General features: G+C 64.1%; 23 protein-coding genes. 18 read left to right on the top strand and 5 right to left on the bottom strand.

Annotated features, from left to right (window positions below; genetic code table 11):
* From VIQ49_RS02515 to VIQ49_RS02485, 7 genes are all read left to right on the top strand, one after another.
* On the top strand, positions 1-189 hold a 189-nt coding region (locus VIQ49_RS02515; RefSeq protein WP_331880410.1), incomplete at its 5' end, for a hypothetical protein.
* Between the two features lie 245 nt (positions 190-434).
* Entirely contained in the window at positions 435-920 is a 486-nt protein-coding gene (locus VIQ49_RS02510; protein ID WP_331880409.1) for a DUF4383 domain-containing protein, read from the top strand.
* Between the two features lie 247 nt (positions 921-1167).
* Complete coding sequence (locus VIQ49_RS02505; RefSeq protein ID WP_331880408.1) at positions 1168-1755, top strand: TIGR03086 family metal-binding protein; 588 nt, start codon at positions 1168-1170, stop codon at positions 1753-1755.
* Positions 1756-1836: 81 nt separating this feature from the next.
* Entirely contained in the window at positions 1837-2133 is a 297-nt protein-coding gene (locus VIQ49_RS02500) for a hypothetical protein (protein ID WP_331880407.1), read from the top strand.
* A gap of 27 nt (positions 2134-2160) precedes the next feature.
* The gene (locus VIQ49_RS02495; RefSeq protein ID WP_331880405.1) at positions 2161-3366 is read left to right on the top strand and encodes a sensor histidine kinase; all 1206 of its coding nucleotides are present in this window, start codon (positions 2161-2163) and stop codon (positions 3364-3366) included.
* A 58-nt stretch (positions 3367-3424) separates the two neighbouring features.
* Positions 3425-3865 (top strand): MerR family transcriptional regulator, encoded by a 441-nt coding sequence (locus VIQ49_RS02490; protein ID WP_331880403.1) that lies wholly within the window; start codon positions 3425-3427, stop codon positions 3863-3865.
* Complete coding sequence (locus VIQ49_RS02485) at positions 3858-4262, top strand: carboxymuconolactone decarboxylase family protein (protein ID WP_331880402.1); 405 nt, start codon at positions 3858-3860, stop codon at positions 4260-4262. The genes VIQ49_RS02490 and VIQ49_RS02485 overlap by 8 nt, the downstream gene beginning before the upstream one ends.
* 50 nt (positions 4263-4312) lie before the next feature.
* Here VIQ49_RS02485 and VIQ49_RS02480 read toward each other — a convergent pair whose 3' ends face one another.
* A complete protein-coding gene (locus VIQ49_RS02480) occupies positions 4313-5878 on the bottom strand; it encodes an AMP-binding protein (RefSeq protein WP_331880401.1) in 1566 nt (521 codons plus the stop codon).
* A gap of 185 nt (positions 5879-6063) precedes the next feature.
* On the opposite strand from VIQ49_RS02480, the gene VIQ49_RS02475 reads away from it, so the two are divergent.
* The 7 genes from VIQ49_RS02475 (at position 6064) to VIQ49_RS02445 (ending at position 13259) form a co-directional block, all read left to right on the top strand.
* On the top strand, positions 6064-6537 hold the full coding sequence (locus VIQ49_RS02475) for a nuclear transport factor 2 family protein (protein WP_331880399.1): 474 nt from the start codon (positions 6064-6066) through the stop codon (positions 6535-6537).
* A gap of 71 nt (positions 6538-6608) precedes the next feature.
* Positions 6609-7442 carry a LytR/AlgR family response regulator transcription factor gene (locus VIQ49_RS02470; protein WP_414731558.1) on the top strand — a complete coding sequence of 278 codons (834 nt, stop codon included), beginning with the start codon at positions 6609-6611 and terminating at the stop codon, positions 7440-7442.
* Complete coding sequence (locus VIQ49_RS02465; RefSeq protein WP_331880395.1) at positions 7439-7816, top strand: hypothetical protein; 378 nt, start codon at positions 7439-7441, stop codon at positions 7814-7816. Before VIQ49_RS02470 ends, VIQ49_RS02465 begins: the two co-directional genes overlap by 4 nt.
* 10 nt (positions 7817-7826) lie before the next feature.
* Entirely contained in the window at positions 7827-9638 is a 1812-nt protein-coding gene (locus VIQ49_RS02460; protein ID WP_331880394.1) for a cation acetate symporter, read from the top strand.
* A gap of 141 nt (positions 9639-9779) precedes the next feature.
* A complete protein-coding gene (locus VIQ49_RS02455) occupies positions 9780-10142 on the top strand; it encodes a DUF485 domain-containing protein (RefSeq protein ID WP_331880392.1) in 363 nt (120 codons plus the stop codon).
* Entirely contained in the window at positions 10139-11773 is a 1635-nt protein-coding gene (locus tag VIQ49_RS02450) for a cation acetate symporter (protein WP_331880391.1), read from the top strand. The genes VIQ49_RS02455 and VIQ49_RS02450 overlap by 4 nt, the downstream gene beginning before the upstream one ends.
* 109 nt (positions 11774-11882) lie before the next feature.
* Positions 11883-13259, top strand: a complete 1377-nt coding sequence (locus VIQ49_RS02445; protein ID WP_331880389.1) for an NAD-dependent succinate-semialdehyde dehydrogenase — start codon at positions 11883-11885, stop codon at positions 13257-13259.
* Positions 13260-13395: 136 nt separating this feature from the next.
* Here the strand turns inward: VIQ49_RS02445 and VIQ49_RS02440 are convergent, their stop codons facing one another.
* The gene (locus VIQ49_RS02440) at positions 13396-14505 is read right to left on the bottom strand and encodes an NAD(P)/FAD-dependent oxidoreductase (protein ID WP_331880388.1); all 1110 of its coding nucleotides are present in this window, start codon (positions 14503-14505) and stop codon (positions 13396-13398) included.
* A gap of 209 nt (positions 14506-14714) precedes the next feature.
* Between VIQ49_RS02440 and VIQ49_RS02435 the strand changes: the two genes are divergently transcribed.
* Complete coding sequence (locus tag VIQ49_RS02435) at positions 14715-16058, top strand: NAD(P)/FAD-dependent oxidoreductase (RefSeq protein ID WP_331880386.1); 1344 nt, start codon at positions 14715-14717, stop codon at positions 16056-16058.
* 27 nt (positions 16059-16085) lie between these two features.
* Here VIQ49_RS02435 and VIQ49_RS02430 read toward each other — a convergent pair whose 3' ends face one another.
* Complete coding sequence (locus VIQ49_RS02430) at positions 16086-16382, bottom strand: hypothetical protein (RefSeq protein ID WP_331880385.1); 297 nt, start codon at positions 16380-16382, stop codon at positions 16086-16088.
* A 131-nt stretch (positions 16383-16513) separates the two neighbouring features.
* On the opposite strand from VIQ49_RS02430, the gene VIQ49_RS02425 reads away from it, so the two are divergent.
* Positions 16514-17290, top strand: a complete 777-nt coding sequence (locus VIQ49_RS02425) for a nucleoside phosphorylase (protein ID WP_331880384.1) — start codon at positions 16514-16516, stop codon at positions 17288-17290.
* Between the two features lie 21 nt (positions 17291-17311).
* On the opposite strand, the gene VIQ49_RS02420 is transcribed toward VIQ49_RS02425, so the two are convergent.
* Positions 17312-17758 carry a riboflavin kinase gene (locus VIQ49_RS02420; protein ID WP_331880383.1) on the bottom strand — a complete coding sequence of 149 codons (447 nt, stop codon included), beginning with the start codon at positions 17756-17758 and terminating at the stop codon, positions 17312-17314.
* Between the two features lie 261 nt (positions 17759-18019).
* Between VIQ49_RS02420 and VIQ49_RS02415 the strand changes: the two genes are divergently transcribed.
* Together VIQ49_RS02415 and zwf are read left to right on the top strand one after the other, a co-directional pair.
* Positions 18020-18574 carry an NAD(P)H-dependent oxidoreductase gene (locus VIQ49_RS02415; RefSeq protein ID WP_331880382.1) on the top strand — a complete coding sequence of 185 codons (555 nt, stop codon included), beginning with the start codon at positions 18020-18022 and terminating at the stop codon, positions 18572-18574.
* 60 nt (positions 18575-18634) lie between these two features.
* Positions 18635-20107, top strand: coding sequence for a glucose-6-phosphate dehydrogenase (zwf, locus tag VIQ49_RS02410; protein ID WP_331880380.1), 1473 nt, complete (start codon positions 18635-18637; stop codon positions 20105-20107).
* Between the two features lie 5 nt (positions 20108-20112).
* Here zwf and VIQ49_RS02405 read toward each other — a convergent pair whose 3' ends face one another.
* Positions 20113-21678: an MFS transporter gene (locus tag VIQ49_RS02405; protein ID WP_331880379.1), complete on the bottom strand. Its 1566-nt coding sequence runs from the start codon at positions 21676-21678 to the stop codon at positions 20113-20115.
* Positions 21679-21692: the final 14 nt, after the last annotated feature.

The raw sequence follows: 21692 nt of genomic DNA, 5'->3' as shown, positions 1-21692 counted from the left end.
GCCAACGAGACGGTGGAGGCGGCGTGGGCGAAGGTGATGGCCGACCGCCAGAGCAAGTTGGCTCAGATCCTGTCGGAGCTGACTCGGGGCAAAACCGAGGCGACACTTGATCCGGAGTCTGAGAACGCCGAGGCAGAGAACCCCGAGCCAGAAGATCCTGAGCCGCAGGACCTCGAACACGAGGAGTGACAACCGAGCGTTGCAGGAGTATCTGGCTCGGCAACAGTTTGGAGTGCCCGCGAACTGGGCACTCTTATGCCAACACCGGGGCGGCGGTCGGGGCCATCAGTCCGCTTCTTTGGCGTTCGCTTCTATGGCTCGATCAATCAACGGAGGCAACGTGTTCCAGCACAGCGACTTCCTGTAGTCCGACGCAAAGCCATTCCGGAGCCCCTAGTTGCCTTGGTGTTCCCGGTATCCCTGGAAACCTGACCATGACCATCATTCGAAGACCGGATCGCACGGACGTTCAGACCGCAGCGCTGGTTGTTGCCATCGCCTTCGTCGTCGCCGGCTGTCTCGGATTCATTCCCGGTATCACGACCAACTACGACACGCTCAATTTCACGGGGCACTACTCAAGGGCTGAGCTCCTGGGCATCTTCAAGGTGTCGAGTCTGCACAACCTCGTCCACCTGGGTTTCGGGGTCGTCGGCATCGCAGCGTCCAGATCTGCCGCAGGATCGCGTCGGTATCTGCTGGGCGGCGGCTTGATCTACCTGGTGATGTGGGTGCACGGCCTGATGGTCGACAAGGAGTCCGGCGCCAACTTCCTCCCCCTCAACTCTGCCGACGACTGGATGCATTTCGCAACGGGGGTGGGCATGATCGCTCTCGGGCTGATCTACGGGCGGCGGGCCATCGTCGAATCGGTCGCGCACTTGTTGCCGGTGCAGAAGCGGCTCAATCATCACCGGTGACAGCTCCTCCGTGTCTACCGTTGTGACTTCCATTGGCACCGGAAAGCTATTGCACTGCAGTAGGAGACGGTGTGTTCACGCGGTGTCGTCGGGTACCCCGATAGAAAGAGATTGAAAGTCAATCGAGAACTATTCTCTCGCGATGGGTCAAGGCAGTGGGCGCAGGTGCCACCAACGACACCGCCACGTCGGCAGCTGTCGCGTTTTTTCAAGACCCGGACGGTGATGCCGGAGGACACTTGGTGACATGACGACCACAACTGTTGACCTACTCCGACCGGTCCTGGCTGATCTCGCAGACGTTGTCGCGAACACCGACGGCCAGGACGCCGCACCCACTCCGTGCACCGAACTCGATGTCGCACAGTTGCGTAACCACGTTGCGGGCTGGCTGAGCACGTTCGCGACGGGGTTCGCTGATCCCGAAGGGCGGGCGAACGCCGGCGGCGCCGAGGTCCCGCAGGTGGCAGGGCCGGTCGCCGACGTGATCCGTTCGGCGGCAGACCAACTCGACACGGCTGTGCGTGCCGGCGCCGACCAGCGCCCGCTGTACCTCGGGGAGAACGCGATGCCGGGTGACATGGCGATGTCGATGATCCTGTGGGAGTACGTGGTCCACGGCTGGGATCTCGCCGTGGCCACTGGGCAGGTGTGGGAGCCCGCACCCGAGGCGGCCGCCGCCTCCGCGGCCTTCGCCCCCAACATGCTGACCCCCGACTACCAAGGCCCGGGCAAGCCCTTCGCCCCACGGGTTCCGGTCGCCGAGAACGCTTCCGACCTCGATCAGCTGCTGGGTCTTTCCGGCCGGAACCCGTCGTGGCAACGCCCACACTGAGAACGCCGACAACCGGGACATCGACAACCCGGGGAAGCCGACGATCCAGCCGGCGAATGTGGCGACGGTACAGTCGATGGGGTGAGTAAACCTTTGACTGCACCCGTTGTTGCCGCCGGACTCGTCGGCGGATTTGCCGCAGCTCGATACAGCGGGCGGCGTGAACTCGGCGGCGTCGTGCTCGCCGCAGCAGGTGCCTGGTGCACCACCCAGTGGTTCAAGAGCAAGGGGCCGGCGGTGGCCGGATCGCTGCTCGGCGGGTACCTTGTCGCATTCGGCGCCTCGCATCCGCTTGCCAAGAAGATCGGTGCCTGGCCATCGGTGTTCGCGGTCACGGCCGCGGCCGCGGGCGCCGCATACGCCGTCGCCGATCGCTGAGCAGCACATCATCGTGATGAGCCGCTGATGTCGGGCATCACGATCACCGTCGTTGTCATCGCGGTACTGGTGGTGGTGATCGCGGTTGTGGCACTGCGAGTTCGGACGCGGTCGACTCTCACGACCCCGGCCGAACGTGCGGTTCACGCGACGCTGCACACCGCGTCCCTCGCGGCCCGCCCACTGCGCCGTGGTCTCGACGCCGACTCGGCGGCGCAAGCAGCTCCGCATCTGCGGAGCCTGACCTCGGCCGATGCGTTGGGAATGGCAGATGCCGACGGCGAAGTGCTGGCCTGGACCGGATCTCACGAACGGCTTTCGGCGCAGTTCGGGGATGCGGCGGTCCGGGCGGCGGAAGAGGGACGCCGCATCCTGATCAAAGCCTCTGATCTCGATGAACCGGGCGTCCGGGCCCTCATCGTCCAGCCGATGCTGGTCGATGGAGCAGGGGCCGTGGGTGTGATCGGGGTGGTCACCAGAACCCAGCCGGGACCGGGCCTGTTGTCGGCGATCGCCGAGGTGGCCAACTACGCGGGCAGCCAGATCGAACTTGCTGAACTCGACGCGTCCCGGGCCCGACTCGATCGCGCCGAGGTTCGCGCCCTGCGGGCCCAGATCAGCCCCCACTTCATCTACAACGCATTGGGGACCGTGGCGTCGTTTGTGCGCACAGACCCCGACCAGGCCCGCGAGCTCATCCTCGAGTTTGCCGACTTCACGCGCTATTCGTTTCGGGCAGCGGGCGAGTACACCCTGCTGGCCGACGAACTGCGCAACATCGATCGATACCTCACTTTGGAACGCGCCCGTTTCGGCGGTTCTCTGGCGGTCAAGCTGCAGGTGGCTCCAGAGGTCCTCAACGTGGTCCTGCCGTTCCTGGCGTTACAGCCACTGGTGGAAAACGCGGTGCGTCACGGTATTTCGAGCAAGCCGGAGGGCGGCACGGTGACCATCATCGCGGCCGACGAGGGCACCGACTGTGTGATCAGCGTCGAGGACGACGGCATCGGGATGGACCCGGAACTCCTGCGTTCAGGAGACCTCGACGCCATCGTCGCCGGGCCCGCCGGAGCGAGTGCCACAGAGAGTGCTCATGTCGGTCTGGCCAACGTCGACGATCGGCTGCGGGCCGCGTTCGGCAACGACTACGGGCTGGTGGTCGAAACCGCTCCCGGTGCCGGAACCAAGGTGAGCATGCGGGTACCCAAGTTCAGGCCCGGCGTCTCGGTCTGAATCCCGCCGATCTCCGCGGGTTGACTTAGAGTGCGCTCCAACTCTTACGCTGCGTTGCATGAAGAACGACGGTGTGGCGAAGAGGGTTGATCCCCGAGGGCAGACGGTCGCGGAGATGGCGGCGGCGAGCGGCGTATCGGCGCATACCCTCCGCTACTACGAACATGCCGGGCTGATCGAATCCGTGGGCCGCAACGCCGGCAACCAACGCCGCTACTCGGAGGCGGATGTGGAGTGGGTGAAGTTCCTGCTGCGCCTCCGCGAAACAGGGATGTCGATCTCGCGGATGCGGCAGTACGCCGAGCTGCGCGCTCAGGGCACCGGGACCGTTGCCGACCGGCTCGCGCTGCTCCAAGAGCATCAAAAAGTGCTTCGAGAGCAGATCGCCACACTCCGCAGACATGAGAGGGCGCTCGAAACAAAGATCGCGATCTACCGCCACGACCTCGCCGAACAGTCCGGCGACCGGAACCCCGACGATGGAGCAAACCATGAGTGAAACCACAACGCGCGAGCAGCGATACGATCACGGACGATCAGTTCTCGACGCGATCGACGGTGCCGCCGGCGTCAACGTCATCGAAGCGTTGGCAGACATCTCACCCGAGCTCGCACACCAGGTCGTGGCGTGGGGATTCGGTGAGATCTACTCACGTCCCGCGCTCGCACCGCGCGATCGCCAGCTCGTCACACTCGGCATGCTGACTGCGCTCGGCGGGTGCGAACCACAGCTGGACGTCCACGTGAATGCTGCACTCAATGTCGGTCTTTCGCCGCAGCAGATCGTTGAAGCACTCCTCCATTCGTCCGTCTACTGCGGCTTCCCTCGCGCCCTCAACGCGACGTTTGTCGCCAAGCGAGTCTTTGCCGATCGCGGTCTACTGCCGGTGACGTGATGCTGTCGGCTAAATGATGCTGCCGGAGAATGACCTTGATCGGGGCATGTTCATGGTGTGGCAGCGGTTGATCGGGTCTGATCACTGCGTTCGGCCACAAGTTTTCTGATCACTGCCTTCTGGACCTTGCCGCTGGGCGTGCGGGGGAACTCGTCGAGTTGATGAAGTTCTTCGGGCCACTTCTGTTTTGCCAGTCCGGACGTGGAGAAATGCGCCCGAAGCTCGTCGATCGTGGGCATCACTGCACCCGGTTTGAGTCGCAGCACCGCGGCCGTGTGTTCACCGAGACGGGCGTCGGGCGCGGAGACGGCGACTGCTTCGGCAACACCGGGCAATCCGAGGAGCTCCTCTTCGACTTCTTGTGCGCTGATGTTCTCGCCACCCCGGATGATGACGTCGTTCTTGCGGTCGGTGATGGTCAGGCTGCCGGTTTCGTCGAGGACGCCGATATCGCCGGTGTGGTACCACCCCTCGGAGTCAAAAGCGTTGGCCGTCAACGTGTCATCGGTGTAGCCGATGCACAGGTCGGGGCCGCGGGACAGGATCTCTCCGTCGGGAGCGATCCTCAGTTCCACACCTTCGAGGGCACTGCCGTCGGTCTGTGTGCGTTTGATGACCGAATCCGCGGGCTTCGATCCGGTGATGGAGGGATGTTCGGTGCTGCCGTACGAGCGGTAGGCGGTGACTCCGAGTTCGGTCAGTCGTCGGGTGAAGCTCAGCGGAACCGAGGCCCCGCCCAGTCCCGCATAGGGCATGAACTCCAGATGTGCGGGGGTGAAGTCGGGGTGGTCGAGCACACTGGTCACGAAATACGGTGCGCCACCACCGACTTTCAGCTTCCGTTCGATCATCAGGCGGAGCACCACGGCCGGATCCCAGACGTCGATCAAGTGCACCGGGTAGCCCTCGAGAATCGGGATCAGGAACGCGCTCACCATGCCGATGAAGTGACCGGTGGGTGCGCCGGTGATCTGCGGTTGCCCGTCGTGCGGCCAGCGCATCGCCAGTTGCCGGGTCTCGCAGACCAGCGTCTGGTGGCTGTGGATGACACCTTTTGCCTTGCTGGTGGTCCCAGAGGTGAAGGCGATCAGCGCGGGCGCGGCAGGATCGGCTTTGATGATCCCGGTCATCGGTTCGGCGGCGAGTAACTCATCGAAGTTCCGTCCGACAACACCGACGATCGGTACATCGCGGTAGAGCTCGGGGTCGTAGGTCAACTTGCCGAATCCGTCGGCGGTGATCACCACCTTGGGCTTGGTGGTGGCGATGATGTGGGCCATCTCCTTGGGCCCGTAGAAATGGACGACGGGCACGATCACCGCTCCGAGGAACGAGGTCGCCCAGAACGTCGCTGCCGCTTCCATCCAGTTCGGCAACTGGGACACGATCACGTCACCCTCTCCGACACCGCGGTCGGCGAGCCCGGCGGCAAGCCGGCGCGCGATCTTCTCGACGTCGGCGAACGTCCCCACGTACGGGTGGGTCGCGGAATGGACCTCGAACTCGAGGCTTCCGCGGTCGGTCAGCCCGCGACCGATCAGTTCGCCGACGGTTTCATCGGTCCACCATCCGTCGTCCTTGTACCGTTGTGCCAGCTCGCTGGGGATACTTCTCATCGAATGCCGCTCCCGACCAGTTGTTGGGTATAAAAGTGACGCACACCTTGACAGGGCAGAATTATGTCCTAGATCATACCCATGAATCAATCAAGTGATTGAACTGATGGTCGCTGTCTGCGGGCTGAGCTGACCGCATGCTCCCTTCCGTCATCCGATGTGCGTCGTGCGTGAGGAGTTGCCAGGTGGATATTCAAGAGGTCATCGACAGGCTGGAGATCGAGGAGCACCTGACGAAGTACGCCAAGGCGGTCGACTCCGAGGACTGGGATCTGTGGCGCTCGCTCTACACCGAAGACGCGCGTATCGACTATTCCGCAGTGGGTGGTCCGACGGGTAATCGGGTGGAGATCTCGGCCTGGCTGGAAGCGTCGATGAAACTACTGCCGATGAAGCAGCATTTCATCACCAACATCGACTACACGATCACCGGCGATACCGCCGAGGTCCGCGCGATGTTCTACAACCCCATGATCCTGCCCGGTCAGACCGAGAAGAGTGACTGTGGCGGCTGGTACCGCCACCAGCTCGTACGGACGCCAGAGGGGTGGCGCACCAACGATTTCCAGGAGGAAGACGTCTGGTTCAGCGCGACGATGAAAGCGGGGGCGGACGCAGATCGCGCCGCGAGAGAGAGGAAGGCAGAGCGCAGCGGGTGATCTCGGCAACCAGGTCGGTTGATGCGGGTTGTGCCGCCAGGTAGCCTGTGGTGCGGGTGGTTCGTGGGAAGATGGACCCTGTTGTGACACAGACCACCAAGGACCCCGCGCCCACTAGACGGCCGGCACTGACAGTGCTGGCCGTCGACGATGAATGGCCCGCACTCGACGAACTCGCCTATCTGTTGCGCGCCGAGAGTGCGGTCGCGGAGGTTCTCACCGCCGCTGACGCGACCACCGCGCTGCGGCTGATCAAGGATCGTCCCGACTCGATCGATGCGGTGTTCCTCGACATCAACATGCCTGGCCTCGACGGACTCGAACTCGCCGGAGTGCTCGCGGCTTTTGCGAATCCTCCCGCCGTCGTCTTCGTGACCGCTCACGACGACCGGGCAGTCGCGGCATTCGATCTCGGGGCCGTCGACTACCTGCTCAAACCACTACGCGCGCAACGTCTTGCCGAGGCGGTCCGGCGGGTGGTCGAGCAGCGGGAGTCGTCCGGCCCGGACGGGGATTCGCAACCCGGTGTCACCGACCCGGATGAGGTGATCCCGGTCGAGATGGGCGGGTCGACCACGCTCGTCAATCGCTCGGACGTCTCCTGGGTGGAAGCCGAGGGTGACTACACCAGGCTGCACACCCCGACAGGTTCGCATCTCGTGCGGATCCCGATCTCGACCCTCGAAAATCGTTGGGCACAATTGGGATTCCTGCGCGTGCACCGTTCGTACCTGGTGTCGTTGCCTCTGGTCACCGGCATCCGCACCGTCGGGTCGGGCATGGTTGTCCTCCTGCGTCCCGAGCCCAACGCGGCGGTGGTGGAGTTGCCGGTCAGCCGGCGACATACCCGGGAACTCAAAGACCGGCTGGTGCGCAGTCCCAAGCAGGAACGGCCCGTCCGGTGACAGCACCCGGAGAACAGACACCCCGACCGCGGGAGCGGGTGGTGCTGGCCACGCGCCGGGGAGCGCGGGCGGTGCGCACCAGGGTGGAGGTCCAGGAGCACACAGAGGTCGGTGACGCACTCGTTCGCGGACTGATGCGCGCCCAACTCGGGCTGGCAATGCGTCTGGCGGCATTGGCGTTGTTGGTGTTGTGCTCGATTCCGGTGGTGATGAAGATCTTCCCGGGGCTCACCGAGGTGGCGATCTTCGGAATCCCGTTGCCTTGGTGGATCCTTGGGTTTGCGGTGTATCCCTTGCTGCTCGCCGTGTGCTGGTTCTACAACCGTCGCGCCGATCGAAACGAACAAGAGTTCGGCGACCTGGTCGACGACTGAAGCCAAACAGATGCAGACGATCTACGGACAGTCGGTACCGGTGCCGACACTCATCGCGCTGGTGGCCGCGGCAGTGGCGACGGTGGCCATCGGCGCCTACGGAGTCCGCCTGGCCCGCACCACGTCCGACTTCCTGGTGGCCTCACGCAGTGTGGGACCCAAATGGAACGCGGCGGCCATCTCCGGTGAATATCTCTCGGCCGCATCCTTTCTCGGGGTGGCTGGTCTGATCGCCAAGTACGGCGCAGATGCCCTCTGGTATCCGATCGGTTTCACCGCCGGCTACGTCGGCCTGTTGCTGTTCGTTGCCGCGCCGCTACGTCGCTCTGGTGCCTATACCGTCCCGGACTTCGCCGAATTCCGGCTGCAGTCCAAGCGTTTACGCAAACTGGCGACGGGCGTCGTGGTCCTGATCTGCATCCTCTATCTGGTGCCTCAGTTCCAGGGAGCCGGACTCACCCTCAACATCCTGATGGGTGTCCCGCCCTGGGTGGGTGCGGTGGTGGTCGCCCTGATCGTCATCGCCAACGTCGTCGGTGGCGGGATGCGGTCGATCACCTTCGTCCAGGCTTTCCAGTACTGGCTCAAACTGACCGCGATCGCGGTGCCGGCGATCGTGCTGGCCATCCACTTCTATGGTGCGGGAGATGAATTGGGCTCCGATGCGCCGCCCACCGTCCGGACAGCGACAACCGTGGACGTCGCCACCGATGTCGTTGTCACCGTGGCGGAGCCCCTGCGCGTGGTCGTGGTCGGGGAAGTCGATGACGCCGAGGTGTCCGGGCCTCTTGTGCTGGGGCGTGGTGAGCACACGTTGGGCGAGGGGGCCGAGCTGGAACTCCAAGCGGGCTCTGCCGTACCCGTGGTATCCGGTGCGCCGGCGACCCACGGCGAGTGGGCCACCCCGGGATGGGGTTTTGGCGGAGAGCACCCGATGTTCCAGGTGTTCTCGTTGATCATCGGGATCTTCCTCGGCACGATGGGGCTGCCTCACGTGCTCGTCCGCTTCTATACGAACCCCGATGGCCGGGCCGCTCGCGCGACTTCGCTGGCGGTGGTCGGACTGCTCAGTGTCTTCTATCTGTTCCCGACCCTGCTCGGCGCTTTCGCCCGCCTGTGGGTCCCGCAGCTGCTCATCACCGGAGCGTCCGACGCCGCTGTGCTCCTGCTGCCGGGCTCGGTGTTGTCGGGCATCGGCGGCCAATTATTGGCCGCACTGGTCGCCGCCGGTGCCTTCGCGGCCTTCCTCGCGACCTCGTCGGGTCTGCTGGTCAGTGTCGCCGGTGTCATCAGTACCGATGTGCTGCGGGGCCGGGTCCGGGATTTTCGGCTGGCGTCGGTTCTGGCCGGAATTGTGCCGCTGCTGCTGGCCGTGGGGGTGACGTCCATCGACCTGTCGCGGACGGTGGGCCTCGTGTTCGCCGTCGCGGCGTCCACGCTGTGCCCACTGCTGGTGCTGGGAATCTGGTGGCGGGGATTGACCGCCGTGGGCGCGGCGGCCGGATTGATCGTCGGTGGTGTTGTCGCCGGCGGAGCCGCGTTTGCCACCTCGGTCGTGGGCTTCGACGATGACGTTCTCGACGGCTGGCCCGCGGTGCTGGTCGGGTATCCGGCGGCGGTGAGTGTGCCGCTGGCGTTTGCGACGATGGTGCTGGTCAGCAAGTTCACCGCAGACCAGGTCCCGGCCGATGTAGGACGTCTCCTCACCCGCCTGCATGCGCCGGAAGGGCTGGGAGTCGGGCGTGATCGTGAGACGAACCTGGGGACGGCCGAGGGTCGAGGGCAGGACCGCGACGGACCCGATCCCGAGTCCGGCAGCTGACCGTTTGTCGCTCGAAACCGACCGTTCGTCGCACAGTTCGACAGCTCACCGTGGGACTGCGACCACACCATTCTGATGTGACCTGGACCTCACTAACGTTTCCAGTCAGGTTCTCTCACTCGTTTATGGCAGGAGTCTCCAGTGACCACATCAGACCTGAGCCCGGGGACGTCGCAGCCGCGGCCGGCTCCGGACGCACAGGCGTTCATCGACATGCAGGCAAGTCCGGAGTTCCAGGACCTGCGTCGTCGACTGCGAACGTTTGTGTTCCCGCTGACGGCGTTCTTCCTGGCCTGGTACGCCCTGTACGTCCTGCTCGCCACATACGCGACAGACTTCATGGCCACCAAGGTGCTCGGCAACATCAACATCGGCATCATCCTTGGCCTCGGCCAGTTCGTCTCCACGTTTGTGATCACAGCCGTGTACGTACGATTCGCCAATCGTGACCTCGATCCTCGCGCCGCGGCCATCCGCGAAGAGCTGGAAGGACCGGTCCAATGACCAATCTCGCTGCCGAAGCCGCTTCCGTAGGTAACCCCGCGCTCAACATCGCGATTTTCGTCGCCTTTGTTGTCATCACGATGACGATCGTCATCCGGGCCAGCAAGACCACCAAGAAGGCCTCCGACTTCTATACCGGCGGCGGCCAGTTCTCCGGACCGCAGAACGGCTTCGCGATCGCCGGCGACTACCTCTCGGCCGCGTCGTTCCTCGGAATCGCGGGCGCGATCGCGGTCTACGGGTACGACGGCTTCCTGTACTCCGTCGGATTCCTTGTGGCCTGGCTCGTCGCACTGCTGCTGGTGGCCGAGCTCCTCCGTAACACCGGCCGGTTCACGATGGCCGACGTCCTCAGCTTCCGGCTGAAGGAACGCCCCGTACGGATGGCGGCTGCCCTGTCGACGCTGACCGTCTCGCTGTTCTACCTGCTGGCCCAAATGGCCGGTGCCGGTGGACTTGTGGCCCTGCTGCTCGACATCGAAGGCAAAACCGGCCAGGCAATCGTGGTGGCGGTTGTCGGAGTCCTGATGATCGTCTACGTGCTCGTCGGCGGCATGAAGGGCACCACCTACGTCCAGATGGTCAAGGCCGTTCTGCTGATCGCCGGTGCCGGAATCATGTTCTTCCTGGTGCTGTTCGCGGTGAAGGGCAACTTCTCGACCCTGCTCGCCCAGGCGCAGGAGACGGTGAGTAATTCGACCGACGACGCAGTCGCAGCGCGCGACATGGCGGCTCCGGGTGCCAAGTACGGCATCAGCAACATGTCGAAGCTCGACTTCATCTCGCTCGGCATCGCACTGGTGCTCGGCACCGCCGGTCTGCCGCACGTGCTGATGCGCTTCTACACGGTGCCCACCGCCAAAGAGGCTCGCCGCTCGGTGACCTGGGCCATCGGCCTGATCGGCGCCTTCTACCTGTTCACCCTCGTTCTCGGCTACGGTGCGGCAAAAATGGTTGGGCCGGACAAGATCCTGGCCGCGCCCGGCAAGGAGAATGCTGCGGCACCGCTGCTGGCGTTCGAGCTCGGTGGCACCATCTTCCTGGCGATCATCTCGGCGGTGGCCTTTGCGACCATCCTCGCAGTGGTGGCAGGACTGGCGATCACCGCATCGGCCTCGTTTGCCCACGACATCTACGCCAGTGTCATCAAGCGTGGCAACGCCACCGAGGAACAACAGGTCCGGGTCTCTCGGATCACCGTGGTGGTCATCGGTGTTGTGTCGATTGTGCTGGGCATCCTGGCCATGGGCCAGAACATCGCCTTCCTGGTGGCGCTGGCCTTCGCGGTCGCCGCTTCGGCAAACCTTCCGACGCTGCTGTTTTCGCTGTTCTGGAAGAAGTTCAACACCACCGGTGCGCTGTACAGCATCTACGGCGGCCTGCTCGTCTGCATCGGCCTGATCGTGATCTCGCCTGCCGTCTCCGGCAAGCCGACCTCGATGTTCCCTGACGCGGACTTCGACTTCTTCCCGATGTCGAACCCGGGTATCGTCTCGATCCCGGCCGGCTTCCTGCTGGCCGTGATCGGCACCTACATCGGTCGTCGCAAGGTGGAGAACGCCGCGAAGCAGGCCGAGATGGAGGTCCGCTCCTTGACCGGAGTCGGCGTCGAAAAGGCAGTGTCTCACTGATCGCAACCCCCGATGATGTGCGGTTTTGGCTGTCCCGACCTGGGCATTTGTTCGCCAGAACCGCGCATCATCGGGATTAGGAAGTAGCCAGTTGGGTACCCAGTGCGTCATGAGTGCCTACACGACCACCAATCCGACAACTGGCAAGACCGAGCGGGAGTTCGGCAGCCTGACCGCCGATGGCGTCGAGGACGTGTTGAGTCGTTCGATCGCGGCGTTCGATTCATGGAGATCCACCAGTCCGGCCGATCGTGCCGCGGCCCTGGCCCGGACCGCTGATCTGTATGAACAGCGTGCCGACGAGTTGGCGCAGGCAATCACCACGGAGATGGGCAAACCGACCAGACAGGCCCTGGGCGAGGTTCAGCTGGCGGCAGCCATCTACCGCTACTACGCAGAGCACGGTCCGGATCTGTTGCAGAGTGAAACCCTTGACGTCGACGGTGCGGACGAATCGATCGTCCAGACCGACCCGGTGGGTCCGTTGGTCGGTGTGATGCCCTGGAACTACCCGTATTACCAGGTCGCCCGGTTCGTGGCCCCGAACCTGATGGCGGGCAACACGATCATCCTCAAGCACGCATCGATCTGTGCGGGTTCGGCGCTGCTCATGGCGACCCAGCTGCACGAGGCCGGGGTGCCGGACGACGTGTACATCAACGTCTTTGCCTCGAGTGATCAGATCGCCGACATGATCGCTGATCCCCGCGTCCGAGGAGTGTCGTTGACGGGGAGCGAAGCGGCAGGCGCGTCGGTTGCCGAGACCGCGGGCAGAAATCTCAAGAAGGCCGTCCTCGAACTCGGTGGATCCGACCCGTTCATCATCCTCGACACCGAGAACGTCGAGAAGATGGCGCGCACGGCGGCGCAGGCGCGGCTGTCGAATGCCGGTCAGGCCTGCAATAGCCCCAAGCGGTTCATCGTGCCGGACGAGTACTTTGACGATTTTGTCCAGGGGATCACCAAGGAGTTCGAGGGCGCGACTATCGGTGATCCCTTGCATCCTGACACCACCGTCGGACCACTGTCGTCGGTTGACGCGCGGGACAAGGTTGTCGAGCAGGTGAAAAAGGCCGTGTCACAGGGCGCCACGCTGCACACCGGCGGTGAAGCGGTCGAAGGTGACGGTGCATTCATGAGCCCGGCCGTCCTGACCGGGGTGACCAAGGACATGGACGCGTACTCGGAGGAGATCTTCGGTCCCGTTGCGATGGTGTACCGGGTCAGTTCGGTCGACGAGGCGGTCGCACTGGCGAATGACGTCGATTTCGGATTGAGTGGATCGGTGTGGGGTACGGATCTGGACGAGGCCCGAGACGTCGCCGATCAGCTGGAAGTGGGTATGGCCTACATCAACGAGCACGGAACCACATTGCCGGGCTTGCCTTTCGGTGGTGTCAAGCGATCCGGTTTCGGCCGGGAACTCGGCCGGTGGGGCATGGGCGAGTTCGTGAACACCCGGCTCCGTAGGACTTCCCGCCGCTGACCATTCCGTCGACCGGGCCGTAATCACCGTCGAGCGGGCCGAAGCCTATGTGCACAAATCGTTTTCGGCACGGTCGACGGGAGTAAGGGCCCGGTCGACGGGAATAAGAGCACGGTCGACGGAGGGAAGCGCGGGGTCAGGGGAGGCCGTCGGCGACGGCTTCGGCGATGGCGAAACAGGAAGTGAGGCCGGGTGATTCGATACCGAACAGATTGACGAGTCCGGCGATACCGTGTTGCGCGGGGCCCTGGATGAGGAAGTCGGCGGCCGGTTCGCCCGGACCGGACAGTTTGGGGCGAATGCCGCAGTAGGTAGGGGTCAGCGAGTTGTCCGGCAGGGCGGGCCAATAGCGTCGGATCTCGGTGTAGAAACTGTCGGCACGATTCGGATCCACCTGATAATCAATACTGTTCACCCACTCGACGTCTGGGCCGAACCTCCCCTGGCCACCGAGGTCGAGGGTGAGATGTACACCGAGTCCTCCGTCGACCGGGATCGGGTAGATGAGCCGGGAGAACGGCACTTTCACGCCGGTCGGAACGTAGTAGTTGCCCTTGGCATAGTGCCGGGGTGGAAGGCAGGCGGCCGGAAACCCCTCGATCTGCGCTGCGACGTCCCAGGCGTACAGGCCGGCACAGTTGATCACTGCCGCGCAAGCGATCTCGGTGTCATCGATCGCCAGGACGATCGACGAATCACCTCCGGTCCCGCCGGTCACCGATCCACCCGTCACCGTGCTCCGCAGCACTGTGGTTGCGCCGGCGTCCTCGGCGTCGCGACGGAGTGCGGCCATCAGGCCGTGACTGTCGACGATCCCGGTCGACGGCGACAGCAGTGCCCGCGTGGCCTCTAGGTCCGGTTCGAGCGAGGCGAGTTCAGGTCCATCGATCAGCCGGAGATCGGTGACGCCGTTGATCTCGGCAGCAGCAGCGATGTCCGACAGCCGATCGATCTGGTCGACTCGGGTCGCGACGATCAGCTTGCCGATCCGTTGGTGGTCGACGCCGCGTTCGACGCAGTAGGCGTAGAGCTTGTCACGGCCGGACGTGCAGAGCCGCGCCTTTGCGCTACTGGCGGGATAGTAGATACCGGCATGGATGACCTCGGAATTGCGTGAGCTGGTTTCCGACCCGATCAACTCGGCGCGCTCGACGATGAGAACGTCACGACCGCCACGCGCCAGCTCCCGGGCCGTGGCCAGGCCGATGACGCCGGCACCGATCACCACACAATCGACCTGTTCCACCGGGTCACCTCCGCGATTCCGTTCAGGCGGATACGCTCCATTCGAGTCGTCGCATGGAGCGTAACCGCGTACGGCTCGGCGAGCACCGTCCTGCGCCAACACCTCCCGGCGTCAGCCGTGGCGGCTAGACTCACGCAGTAGTCGCGGGAGTGATGGAAAGCTGTGACACTCAAGCCTTTGTGGTGGCAAACGGGAGATCGAAAGAGAATATGACTGCATCTGACCAACCACATGTACTCATCGTCGGCGGCGGATTCGGCGGCCTCAATGCGGCGCGAAAGCTACGGAACGCCGACGTCGACGTCACCCTGCTGTCGCGCGGAACCAGTCACGTCTTCCAACCGCTGCTCTATCAGTGCGCGACGGGCCTGCTGTCCGAGGGTTCGATCGCGAGTCCGCTGCGACACCTGTTGCGCCGGCAGAAGAATACGCACGTGGCGCTGGGCGAGGCGACGGCGATCGACGCCGGGACCCGAACGCTCACCGCGTGCCGACCCGATGGTTCGACGTTCGATCTGAGGTACGACCATCTCGTGGTCGCCACGGGTATGCAGCAGGCCTATCACGGACATGACGAGTACATCGACTGGGCGCCCGGCATGAAGACCCTCGACGACGCCCTGACCATTCGCCGCAAATTGGTCACCGCATTCGAAATGGCGGAATCATTGCCGACGGTCGAGGAGAGACGGCCGTGGCTCACGTTCGCCGTTGCCGGCGGCGGACCCACCGGTGTAGAGATCGCCGGTCAGATCCGCGAGGTGGCGCTCCACGCGCTGACCGACGAGTTCCGGTCGATCGATCCGCGCGAGGCCAGGGTGCTGTTGCTGCACGGCGGCGACAGGGTGCTGCCGTCGTTCGGCAAGAAGCTGTCGAAAAATGCCCAGCGCACGCTCGACACCGTCGGCGTCGAGACGCATCTGGGCGTTCATGTCACCGAGGTCGGCCCCGACTACGTCGAGACGACCACCAAGGCCGAACCGAAGACTGTGGCCCGATACGAAGCGCATACCGTCGTCTGGACGTGTGGTGTGGAAGCGGTGCCGTTTGCGAAGGCGCTCGCCACCGAGTTGGGCGCCACGCAGGACCGCTCGGGACGGATCGCGGTCGAACCGGATCTGACGGTCCCCGGACATCCGAACATCTGGGTGGTGGGCGACATGATGGCCCGCGACAACCTGCCGGGCGTGGCAGAGGTTGCGATGCAGGGTGGGCGATACGCAGGCAAGTTGATCGCCGCCGAGGTCGGATCAGGTGGCACTGCGGTGCGGACGCCTTTCAAGTACCGCGACCTGGGAAGCGCGGCTTACGTTGCACGGGGCCACGCCCTGGTACAGGCCGGGCCACTGCATCTCTCTGGCCGGTTGGGTTGGATCTCGTGGGGCGTGATCCATATCGCGTTCCTGGCCGGGGTTCGCAATCGTGTTGGGACGGTGCTGAACTGGATGGTGACGCTGTCGACGAACTCACGACGGGAGCGGGCCGTCACGTTCGGTGACTCCCGAATCGCGCGGAACCCGTACTTCACCAACGCCAGAAAGAATGCGAGCTAGTCCAGGGGGTTCCGCTCGTCGCGCCGCTCAGACCGCCACCAGCCCCATGGTCGCCAGCATCAGCGCGAACAGGATCCAGCCGGCACCTTGCCAGACCGGCCAGGTGCCGCCGCGGGTGTACACGCGGTAGGCCTGGACAAAGGCGCCGATACCGCCGCCGAGCAGGATCGCTGTGACGCCCATGCCCCACAGGATGCTGGACGGGTCGATCAGTAGATATAGGACCAGCCAGAGTCCGGCCAGCACCACCACACCGCCCACGTACCGGCCGGCGGTGTGGAATGCGCGCGGATCGTTCCAGCGTTTCTCGACGTCGTTGGTCACAGGATCACCTCGGATCTGATCGAAGTCGTCGGTGTCGGCTACTTCCCAACCTACGCCCGCGAGCTCGACAAGCGGATGGGGCCGACAGCGCGATACTTTGCACAAGCAAGCACACGAGAGGGAGTACCCACGTGCCGGAAAAATCAGTCATCGACAAGGGCGCCACCGGTCGTGGCGTGCGCCAATACCACATCGGGGTGGCGCCGGGTGAGGTCGGAACGGTGGCGCTGCTACCGGGCGATCCCTTCCGGGTGCCCTTTGTCGCAGAGTTCCTGACCGACGTCCAAGACATCGCCCACAATCGTGAACACCGGACGATGACCGGTTACTACAAGGGCAAACTGATCACCGCGACATCGACCGGGATGGGTTGCCCTTCGACGGCCATCGCGGTGGAAGAGCTGGCTCGGGTCGGCGTGACCTCACTGATCCGGGTCGGCAGTTCGGCCGGTCTGCAACCGGGCATCGTGCCCGGCGACCTGCTGGTGAGTGAGGGTTCGCTGCGCAACGATGGCACCACCGCCGCCTACGTTCACCCGGGATTCCCTGCGGTACCGGATATTTCGGTCGCCGCCGAACTGCGGCGCGTGGCCGAGGAGATGGCAGCCGAGCGTGGCGGCTTCACGGTGTACTCGGGTATCAATGCGACCGACGATGCGTTCTATGCCGAAGGGCCGGAATGGATCTCGCAGTTGTCGGGCATGGGGATCCTCAACGTCGAGATGGAGAGCTCCGCGCTGTACGTGGTGGCGAGGCTACGCGGACTGAAGGCCGGGATGATATGCGCCTGTTCCAGCAATCTTGTTGACGGAGTCAGTGTCTACGCGGACCAGAAGGCGGCGCTCAAGGGCGGATGGATGCGCAGTATCGAGGTCGCACTCGACACCGCAGTTGCGCTCGACCTCTGATCCGGTTCTATCGTGTCCCGGTCAACTCTGCGGCCGGCTCGGGTACTTGACCATGAGGTCGCGGGCGGCCCGTTTGTCGCCGTCCATGGCGACCACCAACTCGTCGATGGAATTGAAGTTCTCCATTCGGCGCACCAGCGTGGTCAGTTCCGCGATGGCATGTGCGCCGTACAGATCTTCGTCGAAGTCGAGTACATACGCTTCGACGGTGCGGGTGCGGCCGTCGAACGTCGGATTGTTGCCCACCGAGATCAACGCGGGCAGCCAGGTGCCTGCGCTCAGCCGACCACGCGGCGGATCGCCCTCGGCCAAGCCGAACCAGCCGAAGTAGACGCCGTCGTCCGGGATCCGGCTCTCGTCCAGGGCGTTGATGTTGGCGGTCGGGTAGCCCATCGGCGCACCGCGTCCCTCACCACGCACGATTTCGCCCGCGGCGTAGCCGAGCAGTCCGTCGGAGTTGCTGGTCACTGCACAATCCCTTCGTGGGGGGTCACAAGTGGCGGGTCGGACACCGCAGCGCGGCGACCAATTGCTGCCTCGAGCGTAGTCGGGCGGGTGGGAGCACGATCCGCCTGCCGACGGTTGGTCCTCGTCTCCAGGGGAAACCCCAAAACTCTCATGGATTCAAACCCGTGGCGGGCCTGCTTGTGGTGACGTAACCTCACCCACGGTCGCACCCCTGGTCAACGGCCCTGAACACCCACCACGATGAAGTATGGAGCAACTCCCGTGTCTGTAGCCCGAACGTTGAAGGTCTCGGTTGTCGTCGGAAATCCCAAGCCGCATTCACGAACCCGGACGGTTGCCGAAGCGCTGGTGCCGGCGTTGCTCGAAGACCGATCCTATGAGGTCGAGGTCATCGAACTCGCCGACCTCGCCGGCGAGCTCTTCGAGTGGGGCTCAGAAAAGGTCACGGCGGCAAAGACTTCGGTCGCGGCCAGTGACCTGGTCCTCTTTGCGACACCCACCTACAAGGCGTCGTACACCGGCCTGCTCAAAGCGTTCCTCGATCAGTACGGCACCGACGGCCTCAAAGGGGTGGTGGCGATTCCGGTGTTCACCGGCGGAGATCTGAGGCACTCGTTGGCGCCGCAGACAACTCTGGCGCCGCTGCTCCTGGAGTTGGGTGCCGCGATCCCGGGTCGCGGGCTGTACTTCGTCATCGACAATCTGCCCGAACTCGACACCTTCATCGCCGATGCTGCTGCGGACTACGCCGCGGTGTTCGCCTCGCTGTCGGCGGTCGCCGGTGGGGTTCGCCAAGCGCCGGTCCTGTCCTCGTAGCGATTCCGGGGTTGCCCGGTTGCGCTGCCTGATCGGCGCTCAGGTGGGACGATCGACGATGTGACCGGACTCGAAGAGGCCCGTGGGGTCAGAGATGTCAAGAAGCTGCCGCCCCACGTTGTGGTGTTGTTCGGTGCCACCGGCGACCTGGCGCGGCGAAAACTGTTGCCCGGCTTGTTCCATCTCTTCATGTCGAAACTGGCGCCGCCGATGCGGATCGTCGGGACGTCACTGGACGACATCGACACCGAGGAGTTCCGGGCCGTTGCGGTCAAGGCGTGCAGCGAGTTCTCGAGCCGGGTCTACACACCGGAGGCGGCGGCGGACTTCGCCGAAACCGTGAGCTACGTACCGCAGGGCGCGGGCGCCGAAGCGTTGGCAGCGCAGGTTCGGAAAGAACTTGCCGTCCTCGGCTCCGACGCCCATATGCTGCACTACCTCAGTGTCCCGCCGATGGCGGCGATGGCCGTGCTGGAGATGCTCCACGAAGCCGACCTGGTGAAGAAGTCCCGGGTGATCATGGAAAAGCCGTTCGGCACCGACCACGACAGCGCGGTCGCCCTGAATGCCTCCATTCACAGGTGGTTCAAAGAAGAGCAGATCTTCCGCATCGACCACTTCCTCGGTAAGGAAGCAGCTCAGAACATCCTGGCCTTCCGATTCGCCAACGGACTGTTCGAGCCGATCTGGAACCGGAACTTCATCAACTACATCCAGATCGACGTGCCGGAGAAGCTGGCGCTCGAAGGCCGGTCGCATTTCTACGAATCCACCGGCGCCTTCCGGGACATGGTGGTGACACACCTCTTTCAGATCCTCGCCTTCGTTGCGATGGAACCGCCGACCGCGTTGGCGCCCGACCCCATCGGTGAAGAGAAGAACAAGGTCTTCCGGTCGATGCGGCCGCTCGATCCCCGCAACGTGGTGCGCGGTCAGTACTCGGGATATCGCGAAGAACCCGGTGTCACACCCGAATCGCAGACCGAGACATTCGTGGCGCTCAAGGCCGAGATCGACAACTGGCGCTGGGCCGGGGTCCCGTTCTATCTGCGGACCGGCAAGGCGCTGGCCGACGGACAGCGCATCATCTCGATCGCCTTCCACGAACCGCCGAAGAGCATGTTCCCCGACGGTTCCGGTGTGGGACAACAGGGGCCGGATCACCTGACATTCGACCTCGCCGACGAGTTCAAGGTGTCGCTCTCGTTTTACGGCAAACGTCCGGGACCGGGGATGAAGCTCGATAAACTGAGTCTGCAGTTCGCGATGCAGGAGACCGAGCAGGCCGGGTTGGTGCTGGAGGCCTACGAACGACTGATCCTCGATGCGATGAAGAACGATCACACGTTGTTCACCACGGCCGAGGGCATCGAAAGGCTGTGGGACGTCTCGGCGCCGTTGCTGGACGATCCGCCACCGGTGCGCAGTTACAGCCAGGGCTCATGGGGGCCCAACGCAATCCACCAACTCATCGCACCACACGCCTGGCGGTTGCCGTTCGAACGGATCTGGCGCAACAAGAGGCAGGGGTAGTTGAATCAGTTGTCCACGGACGCATACTCTTTCATGAGCTGACGTTCCTTCTTGACGTTCGGGTAGAAGATGGACACCACCAACGCGCCGGCAACCACAACGATGATGGCCGCGGCGTAGGCGAAGAAGTCACCATCGACAAAGGCTTGCCGTGCGGCAGAGAGGATCTCGGTGGCGTGGTCGGGATAGCGCGCCGCGAGGTCGTCTGCGCTGGCGAACGATTTGGTCAGTGCGGCCTGCGTCTGATTGGTGACGGTGTCCGCATCCGGTGACCCGGCAATCTGTTTGGAGAGGTTGTGCGCATAACCGGCGGTGAGGATCGCACCGAGAATCGACTGCATGATCGCGCCGCCGAGGTCACGTTGCAGGTCGGACATGCTCGAGGCCATCCCGGCTCGCGACAGCGGGACCGATCCGGTCAAGGAGCGCGACGCCGGGGTCCCGGCGATGCCCACCCCGAGGCCGATGCAGATGTAGACGAGCGCCACCTGCCAGTAGTGGGCGTGCTCGTTCCACATGGTCATCGCGACGACCATGCCGAGGGCGATGAACGCGAAGCCGGCCAGCAATGTCAACCGCGATCCGTGGTTCTCCACCATCCGGGCTGACAGCGGAGCCACCAGCACCATGCTGGCCGCGGCCGGAAGGACGGAGGCACCGGCAGCCAGGGTCGAATATTCGAGAACGTTCTGCAGGTACTGCTGGCCGATGTACATGGCGCCCATCAGCGTGCCGAAGACCACCACCCCACCGAACGCGGCCACCCAAAATGTCGGGCGGGCGGCGATCGTGAGGTCGAACAGGGGAGTCGGTGCGCGGTGTTGCCGGAGGAAGAACCCGATACCTGCTGCGATGGCGATCGCGGCCAGTATTCCGGCGATCAGTCCGGCACCGGCCATCGGCAGGAAGTTCAGCGACAACACCATGGCGCCGACAAAGAAGATCGACAACACACCGCCGAGGTTGTCGACGGATTCCCGGGCATCACCACCGTCTTTGGGAACCAGCTTGAGTGCGCCGACCAGGGCGATGACGGCCAGCGGAAGGGTCACCAGGAAGACCGAATGCCAACTGAACACTTCCAGGAGTCCACCGGACAAGACCGGGCCCAGCGCCGAGATCGCCCCACCGAGTGCCGACCATGATGCGATCGCCTTGGTCCGGCTCGGCCCTTGCCACAGCGCGGTGATGATGGCGAGCGTTGTCGGATAGGCGAGGCCTGCCGCGATTCCCCCGAGGAGTCGTCCGGCGAACAGGACTTCGACGGAGGGTGCGAATCCGGCGATCAGCGAGGCCGGAATCGACAGTCCCATGCCGATGATGAGCATCCGTTTGCGGCCGTGCCGGTCGCCGAGCGCCCCGAAGTACAGCACCGACGCCGCCAGGCCGAGTGAATAACCCACGGCCACAAGGTTCAACGCGACGGAGCTGGCGTCGAAGTCCTTGCCGATGTCGGGCAGTGCCACATTCGCGACGGCCAGGTTGATGTTGGCGACACCGGCAACCAGGATCAGTGTCGCAAGCACAGTTTTCGCGCGCGGGGGAGTTTTGTCGGCAATGGCGGAGGTCACGGGGGCTCTCTTTC

The sequence above is a fragment of the Williamsia sp. genome (assembly GCF_036566845.1).
Taxonomy (GTDB): Bacteria; Actinomycetota; Actinomycetes; order Mycobacteriales; family Mycobacteriaceae; genus Williamsia.
This window is presented reverse-complemented; position numbering and strand designations above follow the sequence as displayed.

Excerpts from the sequence above, each read along its gene's own strand:
- VIQ49_RS02505 (WP_331880408.1), top strand. The coding sequence starts at position 1,168 with ATGACGACCACAACTGTTGACCTACTCCGACCGGTCCTGGCTGATCTC.
- VIQ49_RS02480 (WP_331880401.1), bottom strand. The coding sequence starts at position 5,878 with ATGAGAAGTATCCCCAGCGAGCTGGCACAACGGTACAAGGACGACGGA.
- VIQ49_RS02460 (WP_331880394.1), top strand. The coding sequence starts at position 7,827 with ATGCAGACGATCTACGGACAGTCGGTACCGGTGCCGACACTCATCGCG.
- VIQ49_RS02445 (WP_331880389.1), top strand. The coding sequence starts at position 11,883 with ATGAGTGCCTACACGACCACCAATCCGACAACTGGCAAGACCGAGCGG.
- VIQ49_RS02450 (WP_331880391.1), top strand. The coding sequence starts at position 10,139 with ATGACCAATCTCGCTGCCGAAGCCGCTTCCGTAGGTAACCCCGCGCTC.
- VIQ49_RS02510 (WP_331880409.1), top strand. The coding sequence starts at position 435 with ATGACCATCATTCGAAGACCGGATCGCACGGACGTTCAGACCGCAGCG.
- VIQ49_RS02495 (WP_331880405.1), top strand. The coding sequence starts at position 2,161 with ATGTCGGGCATCACGATCACCGTCGTTGTCATCGCGGTACTGGTGGTG.
- VIQ49_RS02490 (WP_331880403.1), top strand. The coding sequence starts at position 3,425 with ATGAAGAACGACGGTGTGGCGAAGAGGGTTGATCCCCGAGGGCAGACG.
- VIQ49_RS02485 (WP_331880402.1), top strand. The coding sequence starts at position 3,858 with ATGAGTGAAACCACAACGCGCGAGCAGCGATACGATCACGGACGATCA.
- VIQ49_RS02435 (WP_331880386.1), top strand. The coding sequence starts at position 14,715 with ATGACTGCATCTGACCAACCACATGTACTCATCGTCGGCGGCGGATTC.
- VIQ49_RS02470 (WP_414731558.1), top strand. The coding sequence starts at position 6,609 with ATGGACCCTGTTGTGACACAGACCACCAAGGACCCCGCGCCCACTAGA.